Below are 16,349 nucleotides of genomic sequence, written 5' to 3'. Positions count from 1 at the left end.
GCCGTGAGCCCGGGCGCCAGGGCGGTTACGTGGCGTCCGGGTCCACCGGCGGCTTCTCCCCGGGCTTGAGCGGCTCGACCTGCGCCGGGCTGGTCGCCGGGTAGCCGTTCGGCTTGGCGGTGCCGTTGGTGCCGTTGGAGTGCCCGTTGCCGGTGCCGTTGATGTTGTCCAGGCCCAGCGGGTCGGGATCACCGTCGAACAGGTGCTGGGTCACGGCGCGCCGCGGGTCGAAGTTGCGCAGCTGGCGCAGGTCCTCGATCGGCTTGCGGAACTCCTCGTACTCGGGACCCATCTCGTCGCGCAGCTGCTGCCGCGCACCCGTGGCGAAGTCCCGTACCTTCCGCATGCTCCGCCCGAGCCAGGCCGCCGCCTCGGGCAGCCGCTCGGGACCGAGAATGAACAGCGCGGCGACAAGTAGGACCAGGATCTCGCCCCAGCCGATGCTTTCGAACACCTGCTCTTACCTCCGCGCCCTCGAACCCGCTGCGGACAAGAGTACCCCGTCAGTCTGAACCCAAGGTGACGTCGACCGTAAACGGACGCCCGTCGCGGACCAGCCGCACCGGCACGACGTCACCGATGTCGTGCTCGCGCACCGCGACGGTCAGCTCGGCGGCGTTGCGCACCTGCCGGTCGCCGACCTTGGTGATGACGTCGCCCTCGGCGATGCCCGCCTTCGCGGCGGGCCCGCCGCCGACGACGTTCTGCACCTGGGCGCCCTCGGAGGTGTTGGCGGCCACCGAGGAGGCGTTGACGCCGAGCTCGGCGTGCTTGACCTCACCGGTGCGGATGAGCGCCTCGCTGATCTTGATGACCTGGTCGACGGGGATGGCGAAGCCGAGGCCGATGCTGCCGCCCTCGCCGTCGTTGCTGCCGACCGTGCGGATCATCGAGTTGATGCCGACGAGGGCACCACGGGAGTCCACCAGCGCGCCGCCCGAGTTGCCCGGGTTGATCGCGGCGTCGGTCTGGATGGCGTCGTAGGTCACCGCCGGGTCGCCGTTCTCCCCCGGAGCGGTGACCGGCCTGTTCAGCGCGCTGACGATGCCCTCGGTGACGGTGTTCTCCAGGCCGAAGGGCGAGCCGACCGCGATCACCGAGTCACCCGGCGCCAGGTCGGCCGACTTGCCCACCTCGATCACCACGGGATTCGACACGTTGACCTTGATCACGGCGAGGTCGGTCTTCGGGTCGGTGCCGACGATCTGGGCCCTCGACCGGGTGCCGTCGATGAACACGGCCGTGATCTCGGCCTGTTCGTCGCGCGCGGCCTGGGCGACGACGTGGTTGTTGGTGACGATGTAGCCCTGCCGGTCGATGACCACGCCCGAGCCCACGCCACCGGACTGGCCCGACTTCACCTCGATCGAGACGACGGCGGGCGCGACGCGGTTGGCGATGTCGGCGATGGAGCCTGCCGGCCGCTCCTTGCCCGCCTCGGCTTCGGCGATGTTCAGCTCGCCGGTCAGCGAGTCGCCTGCGCTGGCCACGGCCCACCCGACGAGCCCGCCCGCGGCGCCGACGAGCAGGGCGACCACGCCGAGCAGGGCCAGCGCGGTGGGCTTGACGCGGCGGCCGAACAGCACCTCGGGCAGGCTGAGCAGCGGGCCCGGCTGCCGCTCGCCGTCCTTGTCGCGGTCGTCCTCGGCGGGCACGGCAGGCCCTCCCAGCACCGCACCGGCGCCGGGATCACGCCACGGGTCGCCCTCGGACGACCACAGGGGCTCCTCGGGTTCCGCCGCGGCGGGGGCGCCGGTGTCGCCGTCGGGACGCTGCAGGACGATGTCGTTCGCGCCGGGTGGCCTGCCGAAGGCCTCGGCCAGTGACTCCGGCGTGGGCGGAGCCGACGGCAGGCCGCCGTTGCCGCGTGCCGGGTCGGGGGTGTGGAGCCTGTCGAACGCGCCTTCCACCCCGCGTGGCCTGCCGAAGGTGGCGGCCTGCGCCGGATCCACGGGAGGACGGGCGATGGGTCGCGGCCGGAGCCGCTGTTCGCCGGAGTCCTCCCTGGACTGCGAGTTCGGTGGCTGGTTCATCATTCCCCGGATGACGGCGTCAACGGATGCTCGACGCGACCCTACGCGCCGGTCTCAGAGTCCGATTCTGCCGTCACCCCGGTGAAGTCACCGTGGGCCTACCAGCGGCGCGGGCTCGCTGGTGGAGGTCATGGCCGGTGCCGGTGTGCCCGAGCGGGTCTGTGCCGCGGCGGTGCGGGTGGGGACCGCGGTCGTCGTGGTGGCCGGGGCGTTGAACTGGGCCCGCAGCACGCCCGCGGGCGGTGGGCCGTTGCGCTCCTCGGTGCCGACCTCGCCGCCCGCCGTGCCGCCGCCACTGGAGGTGGCGACCAGCGCGAGCGCGCTCAGCACCAGTCCGGAGACGACCACGCCCGCGCCCTGGGCGGCACGGCGCCGCGCGCCGCCGAGACGTGCGGAGCTGCCGAGCACGGCGGGAGAGGTGCCCAGCGGGGCCGAGCTGCCGAGCGGCGCGGCGGGCAGTTCCCCGCGCAGGCCGGCCACGCGGTCGGGCCGCTGGATGGTCACGAACTGCCCGTCCTCGCTGATCGCGAGGTTGTCGGGCGTCGTGGAGACGTCGGTGTGCTCCGGGATGGAGCACAGGCTGGCGAGGAACCCGGGTGAGATCGAGGGCGACTGGGCACGCTGAACCGCGGCCCTGGCCTGGCGCTGCGCGGTGACCTCCGCGGCACAGGCAGGACAGCGGGCGACGTGCGCGGCGGCGCGCTCGTGGGCGCCGAGTGACAGCTCGTTGTCCACGAACGCCACCACGGCGTCCGGCAACAAGTGCGACTCGGGGAGCCCCCATCCCCGGTTCTGGCTCATACGGTGGCCTCCTGCTTGAGCGCTCGCCTGCGCTCGAGTGAAGCCTTCAGCGCCTGCCTGCCCCGGTGAATCCTGCTGCGCACGGTGCCGAGCTTAACGCCAAGGGTCGCGCCGATCTCCTCGTACGACAGCCCTTCGACGTCACACAGCACCACGGCGGCACGGAACTCGGGCGGCAGGTCGTCGAGCGCGGCCTGCAGGTCCGGGTCCAGGTGTGTCTCGGAGTACACCTGCTCGGGGCTCGGGTCGTCACCGACGATGCGGTCGGTGTCCTCGGGCAGCCCCTCCATGCGCACGCGCGAGCGGCGGCGTGCCATGTCCAGGAACAGGTTGGTGGTGATGCGGTGCAGCCAGCCCTCGAACGTACCCGGCTTGTACGACGCGAGCGAGCGGAACACGCGGATGAAGGTCTCCTGCGTGAGGTCCTCGGCGTCGTGGGTGTTGCCGGTGAGGCGATAGGCAAGGCGGTAGACCCGGTCGGCGTGCTCGCGCACGACCTCGTCCCAGGTCGGCGGCGTCCACGCCGCGTCGTCGTGCCCGTCGGCGGCGCTCACCACGGTGGGTTCGCCCGCGTCCTGCCCGGTCGGTATCGGCGCGCTCTGCACGCTGTTGCGAGCCAGCGAAGGCACCTCCATCGGCCTGTCCCCCTTAACCTTCATCACCTCAACGCGCCGACCGCACGAGGTGTTCCCGTTCCTGAGACGAAGTGTTCCCCGTTTCCTTATGGTTCTAGTGAGACCGGGCTGAGAGCAGCCTGAGAAGCGTGTCCGAGCGTGGTTGGGCCTCGTCGCGGCGCTGGTCGGCTAACCTCTGCGCGTGAACTCCGAGACGCACATCACGGGACCGGTCGATCTCGGTGACTTCATCGAGGGCTACCTGCCCGACGACGAGACGCTGGCCGCCGCGCGGGCCCGCGCCGAGGATCTCGGCTGCGAGCCGGTGTCGGCCGCGACCGGGGCCGCACTCAGCCTGCTGGCGGCGTCGCTGCAGGCCAGAGCGGTGGTGGAGATCGGAACCGGCGCCGGCGTGAGCGGGCTGTGCCTGCTGCGCGGCATGGCCCCCGACGGCGTGCTCACCACGATCGACCTCGAGCCGGAGTTCCACCGCGCCGCGCGCAGGACCTTTCTCGACGCCGGGTTCGCCGCGGGCCGCATGCGGCTGATCGTGGGCAGGGCGCTCGACGTGCTGCCCCGGCTCACCTCGGGCGGCTACGACCTGGTGTTCGCGGACGGGGCGCGGCTGGAGTACCCCGGCTACTTCGACCAGGGTGTGCAGCTGCTGCGCCCTGGTGGCGTGATCGTGTTCCACGACGTGCTGGCAGGCGGGCGGCTGGGCGACCCGGCGCAGCGCGATCCGGAGATCATGGCGCTGCGGGAGGTGGCCAGGGCCGCGCGCGACGACGAGCGCCTGCTGCCCGCGCTCATCCCCGTCGGAAGCGGGCTGCTCGCCGCAGCGGTGAACAGCAGCTCAGCGCCGCCAGCGCCAGCCAGGTGGTGACGGCGGCGATCAGCCAGCCCCAGCCCGCGTGCCCGTAGATGACGCTGCCCGCGGTGCCGCCGACACTGCTGCCCAGGTAGTACGCCAGCGTGTAGAGGCCGGAGGACTGGCCGCGGGCGTGCGCGGGCGCCTCGGCGGCGGCCCACCCGTTGGCGACGGCATGGGTGGCGAAGAACCCGGCGGTGAGCACGATGAACCCGGCGACGACCAGCGGCAGCGAGTCGGGCAGCGTCAGGGCGCCGCCGAGTGCGGTGACGGCCAGCGCCACCAGCTGCGAGCGGCGACGGCCGAAGCGGGCGACGAGCCTGCCCGCCGTCACCGACGACACCGCGCCCATGGCGTAGGCGAGAAAGACCAGCGACGCGACCGCGGGGCTGAGGTTCAGCGGGTCGCCGGTGAGCCGGAACCCGGCCGCGTTGTAGAGCGCCACGAACGACCCCATCGCCAGCAACGCGACCCCGTACTGGGCGAGGAGCACCGGCGTCCGCACCGCCACCACCACCCCACCGACCACGCTCCGTAGCCGCCCGCGCCCCGCCCCTGTGGGAGCAGGGGACCTTTGCTCTCGTTTCGCGGGAGTAAATGTCCCTTGCTCCCGCTTAGGGCGGGGCGAGCGGGGCAGGGTGACCACGGTGAGTAGTGCGCAGAGGAGGGAGAGGGCTCCGACGACGGCGAGGGCTCCGTGCCAGCCGAGCGGGCCGGTGGTGAATCCGGAGGCGAGCCTGCCGGTCATGCCGCCGACCGTGTTGCCCGCGATCATGGCGCCCACCGCGGCCGCGACCCCGGCGCGGCCCAGCCGCTCCACGAGATACGCCGACGCCACCCCGGGAAAGCCCGCGATCGCCACCCCCTGCAACGCCCGCAGCACCAGCAGCACCTCGAACGACGGCGCCAGCGGCAGCAGCAGCCCGAGCACCGCCGAGGCGAGCACCGACGCCACGATCACCGGCCGCCTGCCCACCAGCTCCGACAGCACGGCGATCGGCAGCACCGCCACCGCGAGCGCCCCCGTGCCCACGCTCACCGCGAGCGAGGCCCGCCCCGGATCGAGCCCGAACTCCGCCGCCAGCTGCGGCAGCAGCGGCTGCGGCGCGTAGAGCAGCGCGAACGAGCACACGCCCGCCGCCGCGACCGCCACCGTCACCCGCTGCACGCCCGGGCGGTCCCGGGTCACCGTCACCACCCGGCCGACGCTAAGCGGCGCTAATCAATACGTCCAATGCGCGATGCGCCCATAATCGATACCGTGCTGAATGAGTCCGAGAATGCCCGGCTCGTGGCCGAGCTCGCCCCGCACGCGGCGCTGCTGCGCGTGCTCAAGGTCACGGGCAGCGTCACCGCCGCCGCCAGGGAGCTGGGCATCCCGCAGCCGACCGCGAGCAGGCGCCTGGCCGCGCTCGGCGAACGGCTCGGCGCCCCGGTGACCGTGCCCGACGGCCGCGGCATCCGGCTGACCCGCGCGGGCCTGCTGCTCGCCGACGCCGCCGAGCGCGCGCTCACGGCGCTCGGCACCGGCGTCCGCCTCGCGCGCGAGGAGATCGAACCCGAACGCGGCCACGTGGTGCTCGGCTTCCTGCACCTGCTGGGGCGCTCGCTCGTGCCCCGCCTGCTGCGCGGCTTCCGCGCCGCCGGTCACCCGCACGTCCGGTTCAGCCTCGTGCAGGGCTCCCGGCAGGACATCGTCGGCCGGCTGAGCGCGGGCGAGCTCGACCTCGCGCTCGTCGCACCACCGCCGGCAGACCCGGCGCTGGCGTCGGCCGTGCTCGGTGAGCAGGAGCTGTTCGTCTCCGTGCCCGAGGGCCACCCCCTGGCGCAGCGCGACCGGGTGCGCGTCGCCGACCTTGAGCACGAGGTGTTCGTGATGCTCGAACCCGGCTACGGCCTGCGCCAGATCACCGACGAGGCCTGCGCCCGCGCCGGGTTCCGGCCCACGGTGGCGTTCGAGGGGCAGGAGTCCGACACCGTGCGCGGGCTCGTCGCGGCAGGGCTGGGCGTGGCCCTGCTGCCGAAGTTCGAGCCCGGCTCCCCCGCCGGGGTCACGGAGGTACCACTGGAGCCGACGATGACCCGGGCGATCGGCCTGGTCTGGCCTTCGGGGCACCCGCTCGCACCCGCCGTCGCCGCGTTCCGCGACTTCGTGCGCGCTCAGGCGTACGAGGCGACCAGCTCCACGAGCGTCCGGGCCGCGAAGCCGGTGCCGCCGGGCACCACCTCGTCGTAGTTGCGCTCGGCCCGCGCGGGGCCCGCGATGTCCAGGTGCGCCCACGGCAGCCCGGAGGTGAACTCGCGCAGGAACAGGGCGGCCGTGATCCCGCCGGGCCCCGGCGGCGCCTGCCGCACGTCGGCGATCTCGCTACGCACGTCGTCGGCGTGGGCGTCCAGCAACGGCATGCGCCACCACTGCTCGCCCGCCCGCTCCCCGGCCTCGCGCACGCGCTCGGCGAGCGCGTCGTCGCTGGCGAACAGCCCGCCGGTGCGCAGACCCAGCGCGACCTTCATGGCGCCGGTGAGCGTCGCGACGTCCACCACCGCGTCCGGCGAGAACCGGCGCACGCCGTAGGCGAGCGCGTCGGCGAGCACCATCCGGCCCTCGGCGTCGGTGTTGAGCACCTCGGTGGTGCGCCCTCCGTAGTGCCGGACGATGTCGCCAGGACGGTACGCCGAGCCGGACACGTGGTTCTCGGCGGCGGGCACGAGCGCGGTGACGCGCACGGGCAGGCCGAGCGCGGCGACGGCGCGCACCGCCGCGATCACCGCCCCGCCACCGGCCATGTCGGTGCGCATCAGGTGCATGCCCTCGGCGGGCTTGATCGAGAGGCCGCCGGTGTCGAAGGTGATGCCCTTGCCCACCAGCAGCAGGTGCGTGGAGGCGCCGCGCGGCCGGTAGCTCAGCTCGATGAGCCGCGGCGGGCTCGCCGAGCCGCCGCCGACGGCCAGCATGCCGCCGAAGCCCTGCGCGGCGAGCCAGTCCTGGTCGCGCACGGTGACCGACAGCCCGGACACCTCACCCGCGACCCGTTCGGCCACGCCGGCCAGCCAGGCCGGGTTCTTGACGTTCGACGGCGTGTTCGCCAGATCCCGCGCGAGCGCGGTCGCGGCGGCGAGCCGGCCGGCCCGCCGCACGGCATCGGCGCAGGCGGGCACGGCCCCCTCGTGGCCGGTCAGCAGGCGCAGCCTGCGCACGCCCGGCTTGCGTTCCTCGCCCGTCACCACGTAGCGGTAGCCACCGAGCAGCGCACCGGTGGCGAAGGCCGCGACCTGCTCGGCACCGGCCTCCGGCGGCAGCATCGCCTGCACGGTGCGCGGTGGCCTGCCGCCCGCGTCGGCCTCCGCCTCGGCGAAGGAGTTGGCGGCCCTGGCGAAGGCGGCCCCCGCCGCCCGGTACTGCTTCTGCCCGCCGTCGCCGGCACCGACCAGCCAGCGTGCCCCATGCCCATCGGGCACCACATGGACCTCACCGGCCTTGCCGGCGGCACGCAGGCTTTCGGCGAGCTCCGCGTACGGCGTCTCGGCATCGCGCGGCAGCACGGCCGCGAGCGGCTCCCCACGGCGAGCGGCAGCGCCCACCTCGACGTCGATCAGCGGACTCGGTACGGGCGGCAGCGGGGAACGCGCCATCGGCGGCCTCCAGGCACGGTGAACGTAGCCAGCGCGAGCGGCGGCGTCGGGGCTGGCGGAGGAGTGTGCGGGACGTGGTTAGCTGGTGGCCTCCTGAAGGGCCGCACCGAGGTCCTTGGCCTCCTCGGCCGACAGCTCGACGACGAGTCGCCCACCACCCTCCAGCGGTACGCGCATCACGAGGCCCCGTCCCTCCTTGGTGACTTCGAGGGGACCATCTCCGGTCCGGGGCTTCATGGCCGCCATAGCGTGCTCCCTCCGTTAACAACCAGCGCGCCCGGGTCGCGCTCGCCGAAGCAACCGGGTTGTGACCATTGTCCCCCATCGGCACAGGGCGGCGAACGCGGACCGATCTTAGCGCTGGACATAGACGCTGGTATGCGGCTCGCGAGGCTGTCAGACTCGCGGGGCGAAGCCGACGACGGAGGGTTTTTCACGTGACCACAGAGGACGTGCTGCAACTGACCGACGCCCACGGGGTGCGGACCCTGACGCTCAACCGCCCCAAGGCGTACAACTCGCTCACCGTCGAGCTGAAGGAGCGGCTCCTCGACGCGCTCACGCAGGCCGCCGGTGACGACGCCGTGCGCGCCATCGTGCTTACCGGCGCGGGCAAGGCGTTCTGTGCGGGCCAGGACCTCAAGGAGCACATCGGCCTGTTGGAAGCCGGTGACAGCGCTCCGTTGCGCACGGTCGCCGAGCACTACAACCCGATCATCAGGGCCATCGTCGACGCTCCGAAGCCGGTGATCGCCGCCGTCAACGGGCCCGCGGCCGGGGCGGGCGCGGCCTTCGCCTACGCCGCCGACCTGCGCATCGCCGCCGCGTCGGCGAACTTCATGATGGCCTTCGCCAACGTGGGCCTCGGCCCCGACTCGGGTGCGTCGTGGACGCTGCAGCGGCTCATCGGCTACGGCCGCGCGCTGGAGCTGATGCTGCTCGCCCGCACCGTCGACTCCACCGAGGCACTGCGCATCGGCCTGGTCAGCGAGGTCGTGGCCGACGAGGACCTGCCGGGCAGGGCCCACGAGCTCGCCGCCCGGCTCGCCGCGGGCCCCACCGCCGCCTTCTCGAAGATCAAGGGCACGCTCAGCGCCGCCGCGCAGAGCACGCTGGAGGACGCCCTCGCGGCGGAGGACGCGGCACAGTCCGCGCTCGGCGCGACGGCCGACCACACCGAGGCCGTCCGCGCGTTCGTCGAGAAGCGCAAGCCGGACTTCACCGGCCGGTGAGCGCACCTCGGCGACCGGCAGGGCGCGTCACCTCCGCGCTGGAGCGGGGCGTGCCGTCCGGCCGGTCGCCGAGGGAGCCCCGCTCGCGATCAGGACGCCAGGAAGCAGCCCTGGACGTGATCGTCCACCATGCCCGTGGCCTGCATCATCGCGTAGCAGGTGGTGGGCCCGACGAAGACGAAGCCGCGCTTCTTCAGCTCCTTCGCCATCGCCGTCGACTCGGGCGTCACGGCGGGCACGTCGGCCATCGTCGCCGGCCGCGTCCTGCCGGACCGCTCCGGCGCGAACGACCAGAGCAGCTCGTCGAGCGGCCGGTCCAGCTCGGCCACGGCCCTGGCGTTGGCGATGGTGGCGGCGATCTTGGCGCGGTTGCGCACGATCGACGCGTCGGCGAGCAGCCGCTCGGCGTCGGCGTCACCGAACTCGGCGACCTTCGCGGGCTCGAACCCGGCGAAGGCGCGGCGGAACGCCTCGCGCTTGCGCAGGATCGTCAGCCACGACAGGCCGGACTGGAAGGCCTCCAGCGACAGCCGCTCGAACAGGGCGGCCTCGCCGCGCAGCGGCACGCCCCACTCCGTGTCGTGGTACTCGGCGTAGTCGGGGGCCGAGTTGCCCCACGAGCAGCGCGCCACGCCGTCGGCGCCCAACAGGTTGCTCATCCGCCCACCATGTACGACTCGGCGAACCGCGCGAAGTTCGTCAGCGACCGGCGCAGCCCGAGGGAGAACACGGGCTTGGCCAACGGCCAGCCGAGCCTGCCGACGAACCCGAGCGGCGGGTCGAGCTGCTCGGACCAGATCAGCATCGACCGGTGCGGCCCGCGCTCCTGCACGTGGAACGCCCCGGTGCCACGCACGACGAGCCCGAGGTGGCGCACCGTGCAGCGCACCGGTGGCTCCCATCCGGTGATCTCCATGGTGTCGGTGACGCCGATCCCGGCCACGCCGGTGAACGCCTCCAGCCGGGAGCCGACGCTGCGGCCGTTGCCCGCCACCACCCGCACCCGCGTGCCGAGCATCCACTCGTCCTGCCGCTGCCAGTCGGTGAGCGCGAGCCACGTCGTGCCCGCGGGCGCGGGCACCTCCACCGACTCGACGACATCACTCATGAGCGGGCCCCGCGGCGCGCGGACTCGCCGACCTCTGCCTCCAGCTCGGCGACCCGCTGCCGCAGGCCGTCGATCTCCTTGCCAAGGCGCATCATCACCCAATCGACCTCGGACATCTTGTACCCGCGCAGCACGAGCTGGAACTTGACCCCGCTCACGTCCTCGCCCGTGATGTCCTCGGCGGGCAGCCGCGTCGGCGAGCTGCCCGGCGGGAGCGGGGCCAGCTCCTCGCCGCGCCCGAACACGACGGCCGCGAGCAGGAACACCACGGCTGCCACGAGCAGCATGACGACGAGATAGATGAGTGCGGTGGTCACAGCCACGATCGTGACACATGTGCCCTGCTCACGTGCTGCGCGCCAGCACCTGCCGCATCGGCGGCCGGTCGCTCACCGGCGCCTGCGCGACGTCGGGCAGCCACTCCCCCGCCACCTGCACGAACTGGGTCAGCTCCGGCCCGCCCGGCGCCGCGACGCCGCAGCGGTCGAGCGCGGTGCCGAGAATCTGCCGCGCCATCACGCCCAGCTGGGTGAGCGAGCGGTTGCGGTGCTTGCGGACCCCGAGGTTCACCTGGGCGAGCGCGTCCAGCCCGTGCCGCGCCTCGGCGTCGAGCAGCAGGCCGATCTCGACGCCGTAACCGGTGGCGAAGGGCACCGACTCCAGCAGCTGCCTGGTGGCCGCGTACTCGCCGCCGAGCGGCTGCACGAGCCCGGACAGCGCCGGGCGCAGCGCCGACAGCAGGGGCCTGGCGAGCAGTTCGGTGACGCGGCCGCCGCCGGTGCCGGTCTCGGCGCTCTCCAGCCGCAGCGGGCGGCGGTAGAAGCCCTTCACCAGGTGCACTCCCTGCTCGCACAGCAGCGGGCCGAGCAGCGCGGGCACGAACCCCGGATCCGGGTCGACGAGATCGGAGTCGAGGAACACCACCAGCTCGCCACTGGTGGCCGCGAGCGACCGCCACAGCACCTCGCCCTTGCCGGGCAGCGGCGTGAACTCGGGCAGCACGTCCTCGCGGCACACCACCCGCGCCCCGGCCGCGCGGGCGACGGCGACCGTGTCGTCGGTGGAGCCGGAGTCCATGACGACGAGCTCGTCGACGAGCGAGCCGAGCAGCGGCCGCACCGATGCCACGACGTCGCCGACCGTGGCCTGCTCGTCGAGCGCGGGCAGCACCACCGACACCGTGCGCGCGCCCTTGGCTCGCCGCAGCTCACCGGACGTCCACGGCGGCTCCTGCCAGGTGCGCCGCGCGAACCACCGCTCGTCCATGGGCTGATCGTGCCATCCTGGCAACAGACCGCCGTGGGAGGACTCGTGTTGCACCTGCTGATCCGTTCCGGGCTGGCACCGCTGGCCAAGCTCGCCTACCGGCCGGAGGTCGAGGGTCTGGAGAACGTGCCCGAACACGGGCCGGTGATCCTGGCCGCGAACCACCGCTCGGCCCTGGACACGGCCGTGATCCCGATCGTGGCGCGGCGGCCGGTGAAGTTCCTCGGCAAGGCCGAGTACTTCCAGGGCACGGGTGCGCGGGGCAGGCTGCTGGCGTCGTTCGTGTCGGCGCTGGGCTACGTGCCGGTGGAGCGGGGCAACGCGGCGGCCGGGCTGGCCGCGCTCGGGGCGGCGCGCAGGGTGCTGGACTCCGGCGGCGCGTTCGGCATCTACCCAGAGGGCACCCGCTCGCTCGACGGCCGCCTGCACCGCGGGCACACCGGAGTCGGCGCGCTCGCGCTGGCCACGGCGGCACCGGTGGTGCCGGTGGCGCTGTCCGGCACGCAGCGGCTGCTGCCGGTGGGCGCGCGGCTGCCCCGCCCGGCGCGCATCGCGGTGCGGTTCGGCGGACCGCTGGAATTCTCGCGCTACGACGGGCTCGCCGCGTCACCGGCCATCCGCCGCGCGGTGACCGACGAGATCATGTCCGCGATCCTGGAGCTGTCCGGCCAGGAGTACGTGGACTCCTACCATCCGCGCGCGGCGTGAACCGCCCGCTCAGAGCGCCCACTTGTCGACGGGCTCGGCGTCGTGCCTCGCGAACGCGTCCAGCAGCGCCACCGGGTCGCTGTCGATGGTCACCAGCTCCCTGCTGGGCACGTTGAGGAAACCCTCCTCCACCATGTGGTCGATGAACTCGCCCAGCTTGGTGAAGTAGCCCCCGATGTCCACCAGGCCCACGGGCTTGGCGTGCAGGCCGAGCTGCGCCCACGTCCACACCTCGAACAGCTCCTCCAGGGTCCCCGCGCCGCCGGGCAACGCGAGGAAGCCGTCCGAGAGCGAGGCCATGGTCGCCTTGCGCTCGTGCATGTCCTCGACGACGTGCAGCTCGGTGAGCCCGTGGTGCGCGATCTCCGCGCGCATCAGGTGCTTCGGGATGACGCCGAGCACCTCGCCGCCCGCGGCCAGCGCCGCGTCGGCGACCACGCCCATCAGCCCGACCTGCCCGCCGCCGTACACGACGCCGATGCCGCGTTCGGCCAGCAGCCTGCCCACGGCGGCGGCCTCCTCGGCGTAGTGCGCGGCCTTGCCCGACGACGAGCCGCAGAAGACGCAGATCCGCTTCACTAGTGGGTGTCCTCCCAGGCCTTGTACGCCTCCAGCACGATGCCCACGGCGTCGTCGATGTCGTCGGTGACGTGCAGGAGCGCGGCGTCCCGCTCCCCGATCTTGCCCTCGGCGAGCACCGTGTTGCGAACCCATTCGTAGAGCCCGCCCCAGTAGGCGCTGCCGAAGAGGACGACGGGGAACTTGGTGACCTTCTTCGTCTGCACGAGGGTCAGTGCCTCGAACAGCTCGTCCAGGGTGCCGAACCCGCCGGGCAGGCAGATGAACGCCTGCGCGTACTTGATGAACATCGTCTTGCGGGTGAAGAAGTAGCGGAAGTTCACCCCGAGATCGACCCACGGGTTGAGGCCCTGCTCGAACGGCAGCTCGATGCCCAGCCCGATCGAGAGCCCGCCGGCTTCGGAGGCGCCGCGGTTGACGGCCTCCATCGAGCCGGGCCCGCCGCCGGTGATCGCCGCGAAGCCCGCGTTGGCCAGCGCCGCGCCGATGTCGCGCCCGAGCTGGTACTCGGGGTGGTCGCGGGGGGTGCGGGCGGAGCCGAACACGGTGACCGCCCTCGGCACCTCGGCGAGTGCGCCGAAGCCCTCCACGAACTCGGCCTGGATGCGCAGCACCCGCCACGGGTCGGTGTGCACCCAGTCGCTCGGGCCCCGGGAGTCGAGCAGCCGCTGGTCGGTGGTCGAGTCCTCCGCCTGCCGCGACCTGCGCAGGACGACGGGCCCGCGGTGCCGTTCGGGAGGATGTTCGTCGTCGCTCTGGAAGTGCTCAGTCAGGTGCTCGCTCACCCGGCCCAGCCTAGGACGTGCCCGCGTGCCGTAGTCGGCCAGTCACGAACCCGCGCACGGCCGCACCGAGCCGAAGGGCCCCTTCGGTACGCCTGGCGTACCCACGGTGCCCTTCGGCTCGCCGCCGGGCGCGCCGTCACGGCGAGAGGAACGTCCTCAGCGCCTCGCTCACCCTCCGGATCTCGGCGGCGGCGACGTGCTCCTGCCGGGTGTGGGCGAGTGTCGGGTCGCCGGGGCCGAAGTTCACCGCGGGCATGCCGAGCGCGGCGAAGCGCGACACGTCGGTCCAGCCGAGCTTGGCGGCGGCGCGGCCACCGGCGGCGGTCACCAGCTCCGCCGCGGCCGGGGCGGAGAGCCCGGGAAGCGCGCCCGGCGAGCAGTCCACGACGGTGAGCTCGTAGCCGTCGAACACCTCGCGCAGATGCTGCTCGGCCTGCTCGGGCGTGCGGTCGGGCGCGAAGCGGTGGTTGACGGCGAGCACGGCCGCATCCGGCACGACGTTGCCGGACACCCCGCCGCCGATCCGCACGGCCTGCAGCCCCTCGCGGTAGGTGAGGCCGTCGATGTCCACCACGCGGGGCTCGTAGGCGGTGAGCCTGCGCAGCGGCTCGGCCAGCGCGTGGATGGCGTTCACACCCATCCACGCGCGGGCGGTGTGGGCGCGGGCGCCGCTGGTGGCCAGCTCGACGCGCATGGTGCCCTGGCAGCCCGCCTCGATGACCGCGTTGGACGGCTCGCCGACCACCGCGAGGTCGCCGTGCAGCCATCCGGGCAGCTCGCGCTCGATGCGGCCGAGCCCGTTGCGGACCGCCTCCACCTCCTCGCAGTCGTAGAACACGAACGTCACATCGTGCCTCGGCTCGGGCAGCGTGGCGGCCAGGTGCAGGAACACCGCGTCGCCGCCCTTCATGTCGACGGTGCCGAGGCCGTGCAGCACCTCGTCGTCGCCGGTGCCGGTGCGCGTCAGCGGCAGGTTGTCGTTCACGGGCACGGTGTCGAGGTGGCCCGCCAGCACGACCCGGGACGTCCTGCCCAGCGTGGTGCGGGCCAGCACGGCGTCGCCGTTGCGCACGACCTCCAGATGCGGGGCCTGCGCGCGCAGCGCGGCCTCCACCGCGTCGGCGAGCTCGGCCTCCTCACCGGAGACGCTGGCGATGTCCACGAGTGCGGCGGTGAGCTCCGCCGGGTCGGCGCGCAAGTCGAGCGAGGGCATGCCCGCACCGTAGCGCCGGTGCGTACGGTGATGACGTGCGCACCCGAGCTGTTCTCGCCGGCGCCGCGAGCGCCCTGCTCCTGCTGGTGCCCGCCTGCGCCACCGAGGCGGGCCCGACGCCGAAGGCCGCGCCCGCCGACCCGGGGCCCGCGGCGCTGCGGGTGAAGCTCAACGCGCTCGCCGTGGACGTCTGCTTCAAGACCCCCACCGAGCTGGACCCGCCGAGCTGCCAGAAGTACGTCATACAGCTGGCGAGCGTGCCGGACACGGCGGAACGCTTCGCGGGCGAGGGCCACCCGGAGCTGGCCAGGGCGGCGCGGGAGCTGCGGTCGGGCATCCAGGCGTACCGCTCGGCGGGCTGCGGCGGCGGCGGGACGCCCGACGAGTGCACGAAGGCCCTCTCGGACATCGCGGGCGCGCTGGAGCGGGTCAAGGGCGGGGTGGAGAGGCTGCCCCAGGCCTCGGCGACGCCCGGCTGAGCCCGGGTTACGGTAGCGGCCGTGAGCGAGCAGACCCCGAACCCCGAAACCACCGGCGCGACCGGTGTCGGCCTGGCCACCGTGACGCAGGACGGCACGGTGCTCGACACCTGGTTCCCGCACCCGAAGCTGACCGCCGCCGACGGCGAGTCGTCCTCGCGGCGGCTGTCGGCCGAGGAGGCCGCGCAGGCGCTCGGCGAGTCGGCGACGGCGCTGCTCGGCCCCGACACCGACCGGGGCGTCGAGGTGGTGGCCGTGCGCACGTCGATCGGCTCGCTGGCCACCGCGCCCGCCGACGCCCACGACGTGTACCTGCGGCTGCACCTGCTCTCCCACCGGCTCGTCCAGCCGCACGGGCAGAGCCTGGACGGCATCTTCGGCCTGCTCTCCAACGTCGTCTGGACCAACCACGGCCCGTGCCCGGTGGAGGGCTTCGAGGCGACGCGCCTGCGGCTGCGCTCGCGGGGCGGCGTCACCGTGTACAGCGTCGACAAGTTCCCGCGCATGGTCGACTACGTGCTGCCCAGCGGCGTGCGGATCGGTGACGCCGACCGGGTCCGCCTCGGTGCTCACCTGGCCGGCGGCACCACCGTGATGCACGAGGGCTTCGTGAACTTCAACGCCGGCACGCTCGGCGCGTCGATGGTGGAGGGCCGCATCTCGGCCGGCGTCGTCGTCGGCGACGGCACCGACATCGGCGGCGGCGCGTCGATCATGGGCACGCTCTCCGGTGGCGGCAAGGAGGTCATCTCGCTCGGCGAGCGCTGCCTGATCGGCGCCAACGGCGGCGCGGGCATCTCGCTCGGCGACGACACGGTGATCGAGGCGGGCCTCTACGTCACGGCGGGCACGAAGGTCGTCGTCGAGGGCAGGTCGGTCAAGGCGCGCGAGCTGTCCGGGATCTCCGGCGCACTGTTCCGCCGCAACTCGGCCACCGGAGCCGTGGAGGTCGTGCCGCGCACCGGCTCCGGCGTCGAGCTCAACGCCGCGCTGCACGCCAACGACTGACACCGCGCGGGTTGGCCGTCGG

Annotated in this window: 20 protein-coding genes; 6 read left to right on the top strand and 14 right to left on the bottom strand. The window is 73.4% G+C overall.

Going from position 1 to position 16,349, the window contains the following annotated elements; translation table 11 throughout:
- Window positions 1–25: 25 nt before the first annotated feature.
- From tatB to sigE, 4 genes are all read right to left on the bottom strand, one after another.
- On the bottom strand, window positions 26–454 hold the full coding sequence (gene tatB / locus BAY60_RS10055) for a Sec-independent protein translocase protein TatB (RefSeq protein WP_112280455.1): 429 nt from the start codon (window positions 452–454) through the stop codon (window positions 26–28).
- 49 nt (window positions 455–503) lie between these two features.
- Window positions 504–2,033 carry a S1C family serine protease gene (locus BAY60_RS10050; RefSeq protein ID WP_112280847.1) on the bottom strand — a complete coding sequence of 510 codons (1,530 nt, stop codon included), beginning with the start codon at window positions 2,031–2,033 and terminating at the stop codon, window positions 504–506.
- 87 nt (window positions 2,034–2,120) lie between these two features.
- Window positions 2,121–2,834, bottom strand: coding sequence for an anti-sigma factor family protein (locus tag BAY60_RS10045; RefSeq protein ID WP_112280454.1), 714 nt, complete (start codon window positions 2,832–2,834; stop codon window positions 2,121–2,123).
- Complete coding sequence (sigE, locus tag BAY60_RS10040) at window positions 2,831–3,469, bottom strand: RNA polymerase sigma factor SigE (RefSeq protein ID WP_112280453.1); 639 nt, start codon at window positions 3,467–3,469, stop codon at window positions 2,831–2,833. The genes BAY60_RS10045 and sigE overlap by 4 nt, the downstream gene beginning before the upstream one ends.
- Before the next feature lie 181 nt (window positions 3,470–3,650).
- Between sigE and BAY60_RS10035 the strand changes: the two genes are divergently transcribed.
- Entirely contained in the window at window positions 3,651–4,331 is a 681-nt protein-coding gene (locus BAY60_RS10035) for an O-methyltransferase (RefSeq protein WP_112280452.1), read from the top strand.
- On the opposite strand, the gene BAY60_RS10030 is transcribed toward BAY60_RS10035, so the two are convergent.
- Window positions 4,255–5,514: an MFS transporter gene (locus tag BAY60_RS10030; RefSeq protein ID WP_245992387.1), complete on the bottom strand. Its 1,260-nt coding sequence runs from the start codon at window positions 5,512–5,514 to the stop codon at window positions 4,255–4,257. The genes BAY60_RS10035 and BAY60_RS10030 overlap by 77 nt on opposite strands.
- Window positions 5,515–5,550: 36 nt before the next feature.
- Here BAY60_RS10030 and BAY60_RS10025 point away from each other — a divergent pair, with 36 nt between their 5' ends.
- Complete coding sequence (locus BAY60_RS10025) at window positions 5,551–6,552, top strand: LysR family transcriptional regulator (protein WP_112280451.1); 1,002 nt, start codon at window positions 5,551–5,553, stop codon at window positions 6,550–6,552.
- On the opposite strand, the gene BAY60_RS10020 is transcribed toward BAY60_RS10025, so the two are convergent.
- Together BAY60_RS10020 and BAY60_RS10015 are read right to left on the bottom strand one after the other, a co-directional pair.
- Window positions 6,477–7,949: a leucyl aminopeptidase family protein gene (locus BAY60_RS10020; protein ID WP_112280450.1), complete on the bottom strand. Its 1,473-nt coding sequence runs from the start codon at window positions 7,947–7,949 to the stop codon at window positions 6,477–6,479. The genes BAY60_RS10025 and BAY60_RS10020 overlap by 76 nt on opposite strands.
- A gap of 78 nt (window positions 7,950–8,027) precedes the next feature.
- Window positions 8,028–8,195: a DUF3117 domain-containing protein gene (locus tag BAY60_RS10015; protein WP_009152618.1), complete on the bottom strand. Its 168-nt coding sequence runs from the start codon at window positions 8,193–8,195 to the stop codon at window positions 8,028–8,030.
- A 191-nt stretch (window positions 8,196–8,386) separates the two neighbouring features.
- On the opposite strand from BAY60_RS10015, the gene BAY60_RS10010 reads away from it, so the two are divergent.
- Window positions 8,387–9,181, top strand: a complete 795-nt coding sequence (locus BAY60_RS10010; protein ID WP_112280449.1) for an enoyl-CoA hydratase-related protein — start codon at window positions 8,387–8,389, stop codon at window positions 9,179–9,181.
- A gap of 89 nt (window positions 9,182–9,270) precedes the next feature.
- Here BAY60_RS10010 and BAY60_RS10005 read toward each other — a convergent pair whose 3' ends face one another.
- From BAY60_RS10005 to BAY60_RS09990, 4 genes are read right to left on the bottom strand one after another with little or no spacing between them, the layout of a single operon-like run.
- Entirely contained in the window at window positions 9,271–9,840 is a 570-nt protein-coding gene (locus BAY60_RS10005; protein ID WP_112280448.1) for a DNA-3-methyladenine glycosylase I, read from the bottom strand.
- Window positions 9,837–10,289 carry an SRPBCC family protein gene (locus BAY60_RS10000; protein WP_112280447.1) on the bottom strand — a complete coding sequence of 151 codons (453 nt, stop codon included), beginning with the start codon at window positions 10,287–10,289 and terminating at the stop codon, window positions 9,837–9,839. Before BAY60_RS10000 ends, BAY60_RS10005 begins: the two co-directional genes overlap by 4 nt.
- On the bottom strand, window positions 10,286–10,606 hold the full coding sequence (locus BAY60_RS09995; protein WP_112280446.1) for a DivIVA domain-containing protein: 321 nt from the start codon (window positions 10,604–10,606) through the stop codon (window positions 10,286–10,288). Before BAY60_RS09995 ends, BAY60_RS10000 begins: the two co-directional genes overlap by 4 nt.
- A gap of 28 nt (window positions 10,607–10,634) precedes the next feature.
- Window positions 10,635–11,555, bottom strand: coding sequence for a glucosyl-3-phosphoglycerate synthase (locus BAY60_RS09990; protein WP_112280445.1), 921 nt, complete (start codon window positions 11,553–11,555; stop codon window positions 10,635–10,637).
- Between the two features lie 45 nt (window positions 11,556–11,600).
- Here BAY60_RS09990 and BAY60_RS09985 point away from each other — a divergent pair, with 45 nt between their 5' ends.
- Window positions 11,601–12,263, top strand: a complete 663-nt coding sequence (locus BAY60_RS09985; RefSeq protein WP_112280444.1) for a lysophospholipid acyltransferase family protein — start codon at window positions 11,601–11,603, stop codon at window positions 12,261–12,263.
- A 9-nt stretch (window positions 12,264–12,272) separates the two neighbouring features.
- Here BAY60_RS09985 and BAY60_RS09980 read toward each other — a convergent pair whose 3' ends face one another.
- The 3 genes from BAY60_RS09980 to dapE all read right to left on the bottom strand — a co-directional run bounded on the left by BAY60_RS09980 (window position 12,273) and on the right by dapE (window position 14,840).
- Window positions 12,273–12,842, bottom strand: coding sequence for an LOG family protein (locus BAY60_RS09980; RefSeq protein WP_211330216.1), 570 nt, complete (start codon window positions 12,840–12,842; stop codon window positions 12,273–12,275).
- A complete protein-coding gene (locus BAY60_RS09975) occupies window positions 12,842–13,627 on the bottom strand; it encodes an LOG family protein (protein WP_245992386.1) in 786 nt (261 codons plus the stop codon). Before BAY60_RS09975 ends, BAY60_RS09980 begins: the two co-directional genes overlap by 1 nt.
- Window positions 13,628–13,763: 136 nt before the next feature.
- Window positions 13,764–14,840 carry a succinyl-diaminopimelate desuccinylase gene (gene dapE, locus BAY60_RS09970; protein ID WP_112280443.1) on the bottom strand — a complete coding sequence of 359 codons (1,077 nt, stop codon included), beginning with the start codon at window positions 14,838–14,840 and terminating at the stop codon, window positions 13,764–13,766.
- Window positions 14,841–14,875: 35 nt separating this feature from the next.
- On the opposite strand from dapE, the gene BAY60_RS09965 reads away from it, so the two are divergent.
- Together BAY60_RS09965 and dapD are read left to right on the top strand one after the other, a co-directional pair.
- On the top strand, window positions 14,876–15,319 hold the full coding sequence (locus tag BAY60_RS09965) for a hypothetical protein (RefSeq protein ID WP_112280442.1): 444 nt from the start codon (window positions 14,876–14,878) through the stop codon (window positions 15,317–15,319).
- A gap of 21 nt (window positions 15,320–15,340) precedes the next feature.
- On the top strand, window positions 15,341–16,327 hold the full coding sequence (gene dapD, locus BAY60_RS09960; RefSeq protein WP_112280441.1) for a 2,3,4,5-tetrahydropyridine-2,6-dicarboxylate N-succinyltransferase: 987 nt from the start codon (window positions 15,341–15,343) through the stop codon (window positions 16,325–16,327).
- Window positions 16,328–16,349 lie beyond the last annotated feature (22 nt).

Origin of the sequence: Prauserella muralis (genome assembly GCF_003202285.1) — a bacterium.
Taxonomy (GTDB): Bacteria; Actinomycetota; Actinomycetes; order Mycobacteriales; family Pseudonocardiaceae; genus Prauserella_B; species Prauserella_B muralis.
The sequence above is the reverse complement of the archived record's forward strand: the minus strand, read 5'-3'. Positions and strand labels throughout refer to the sequence as shown.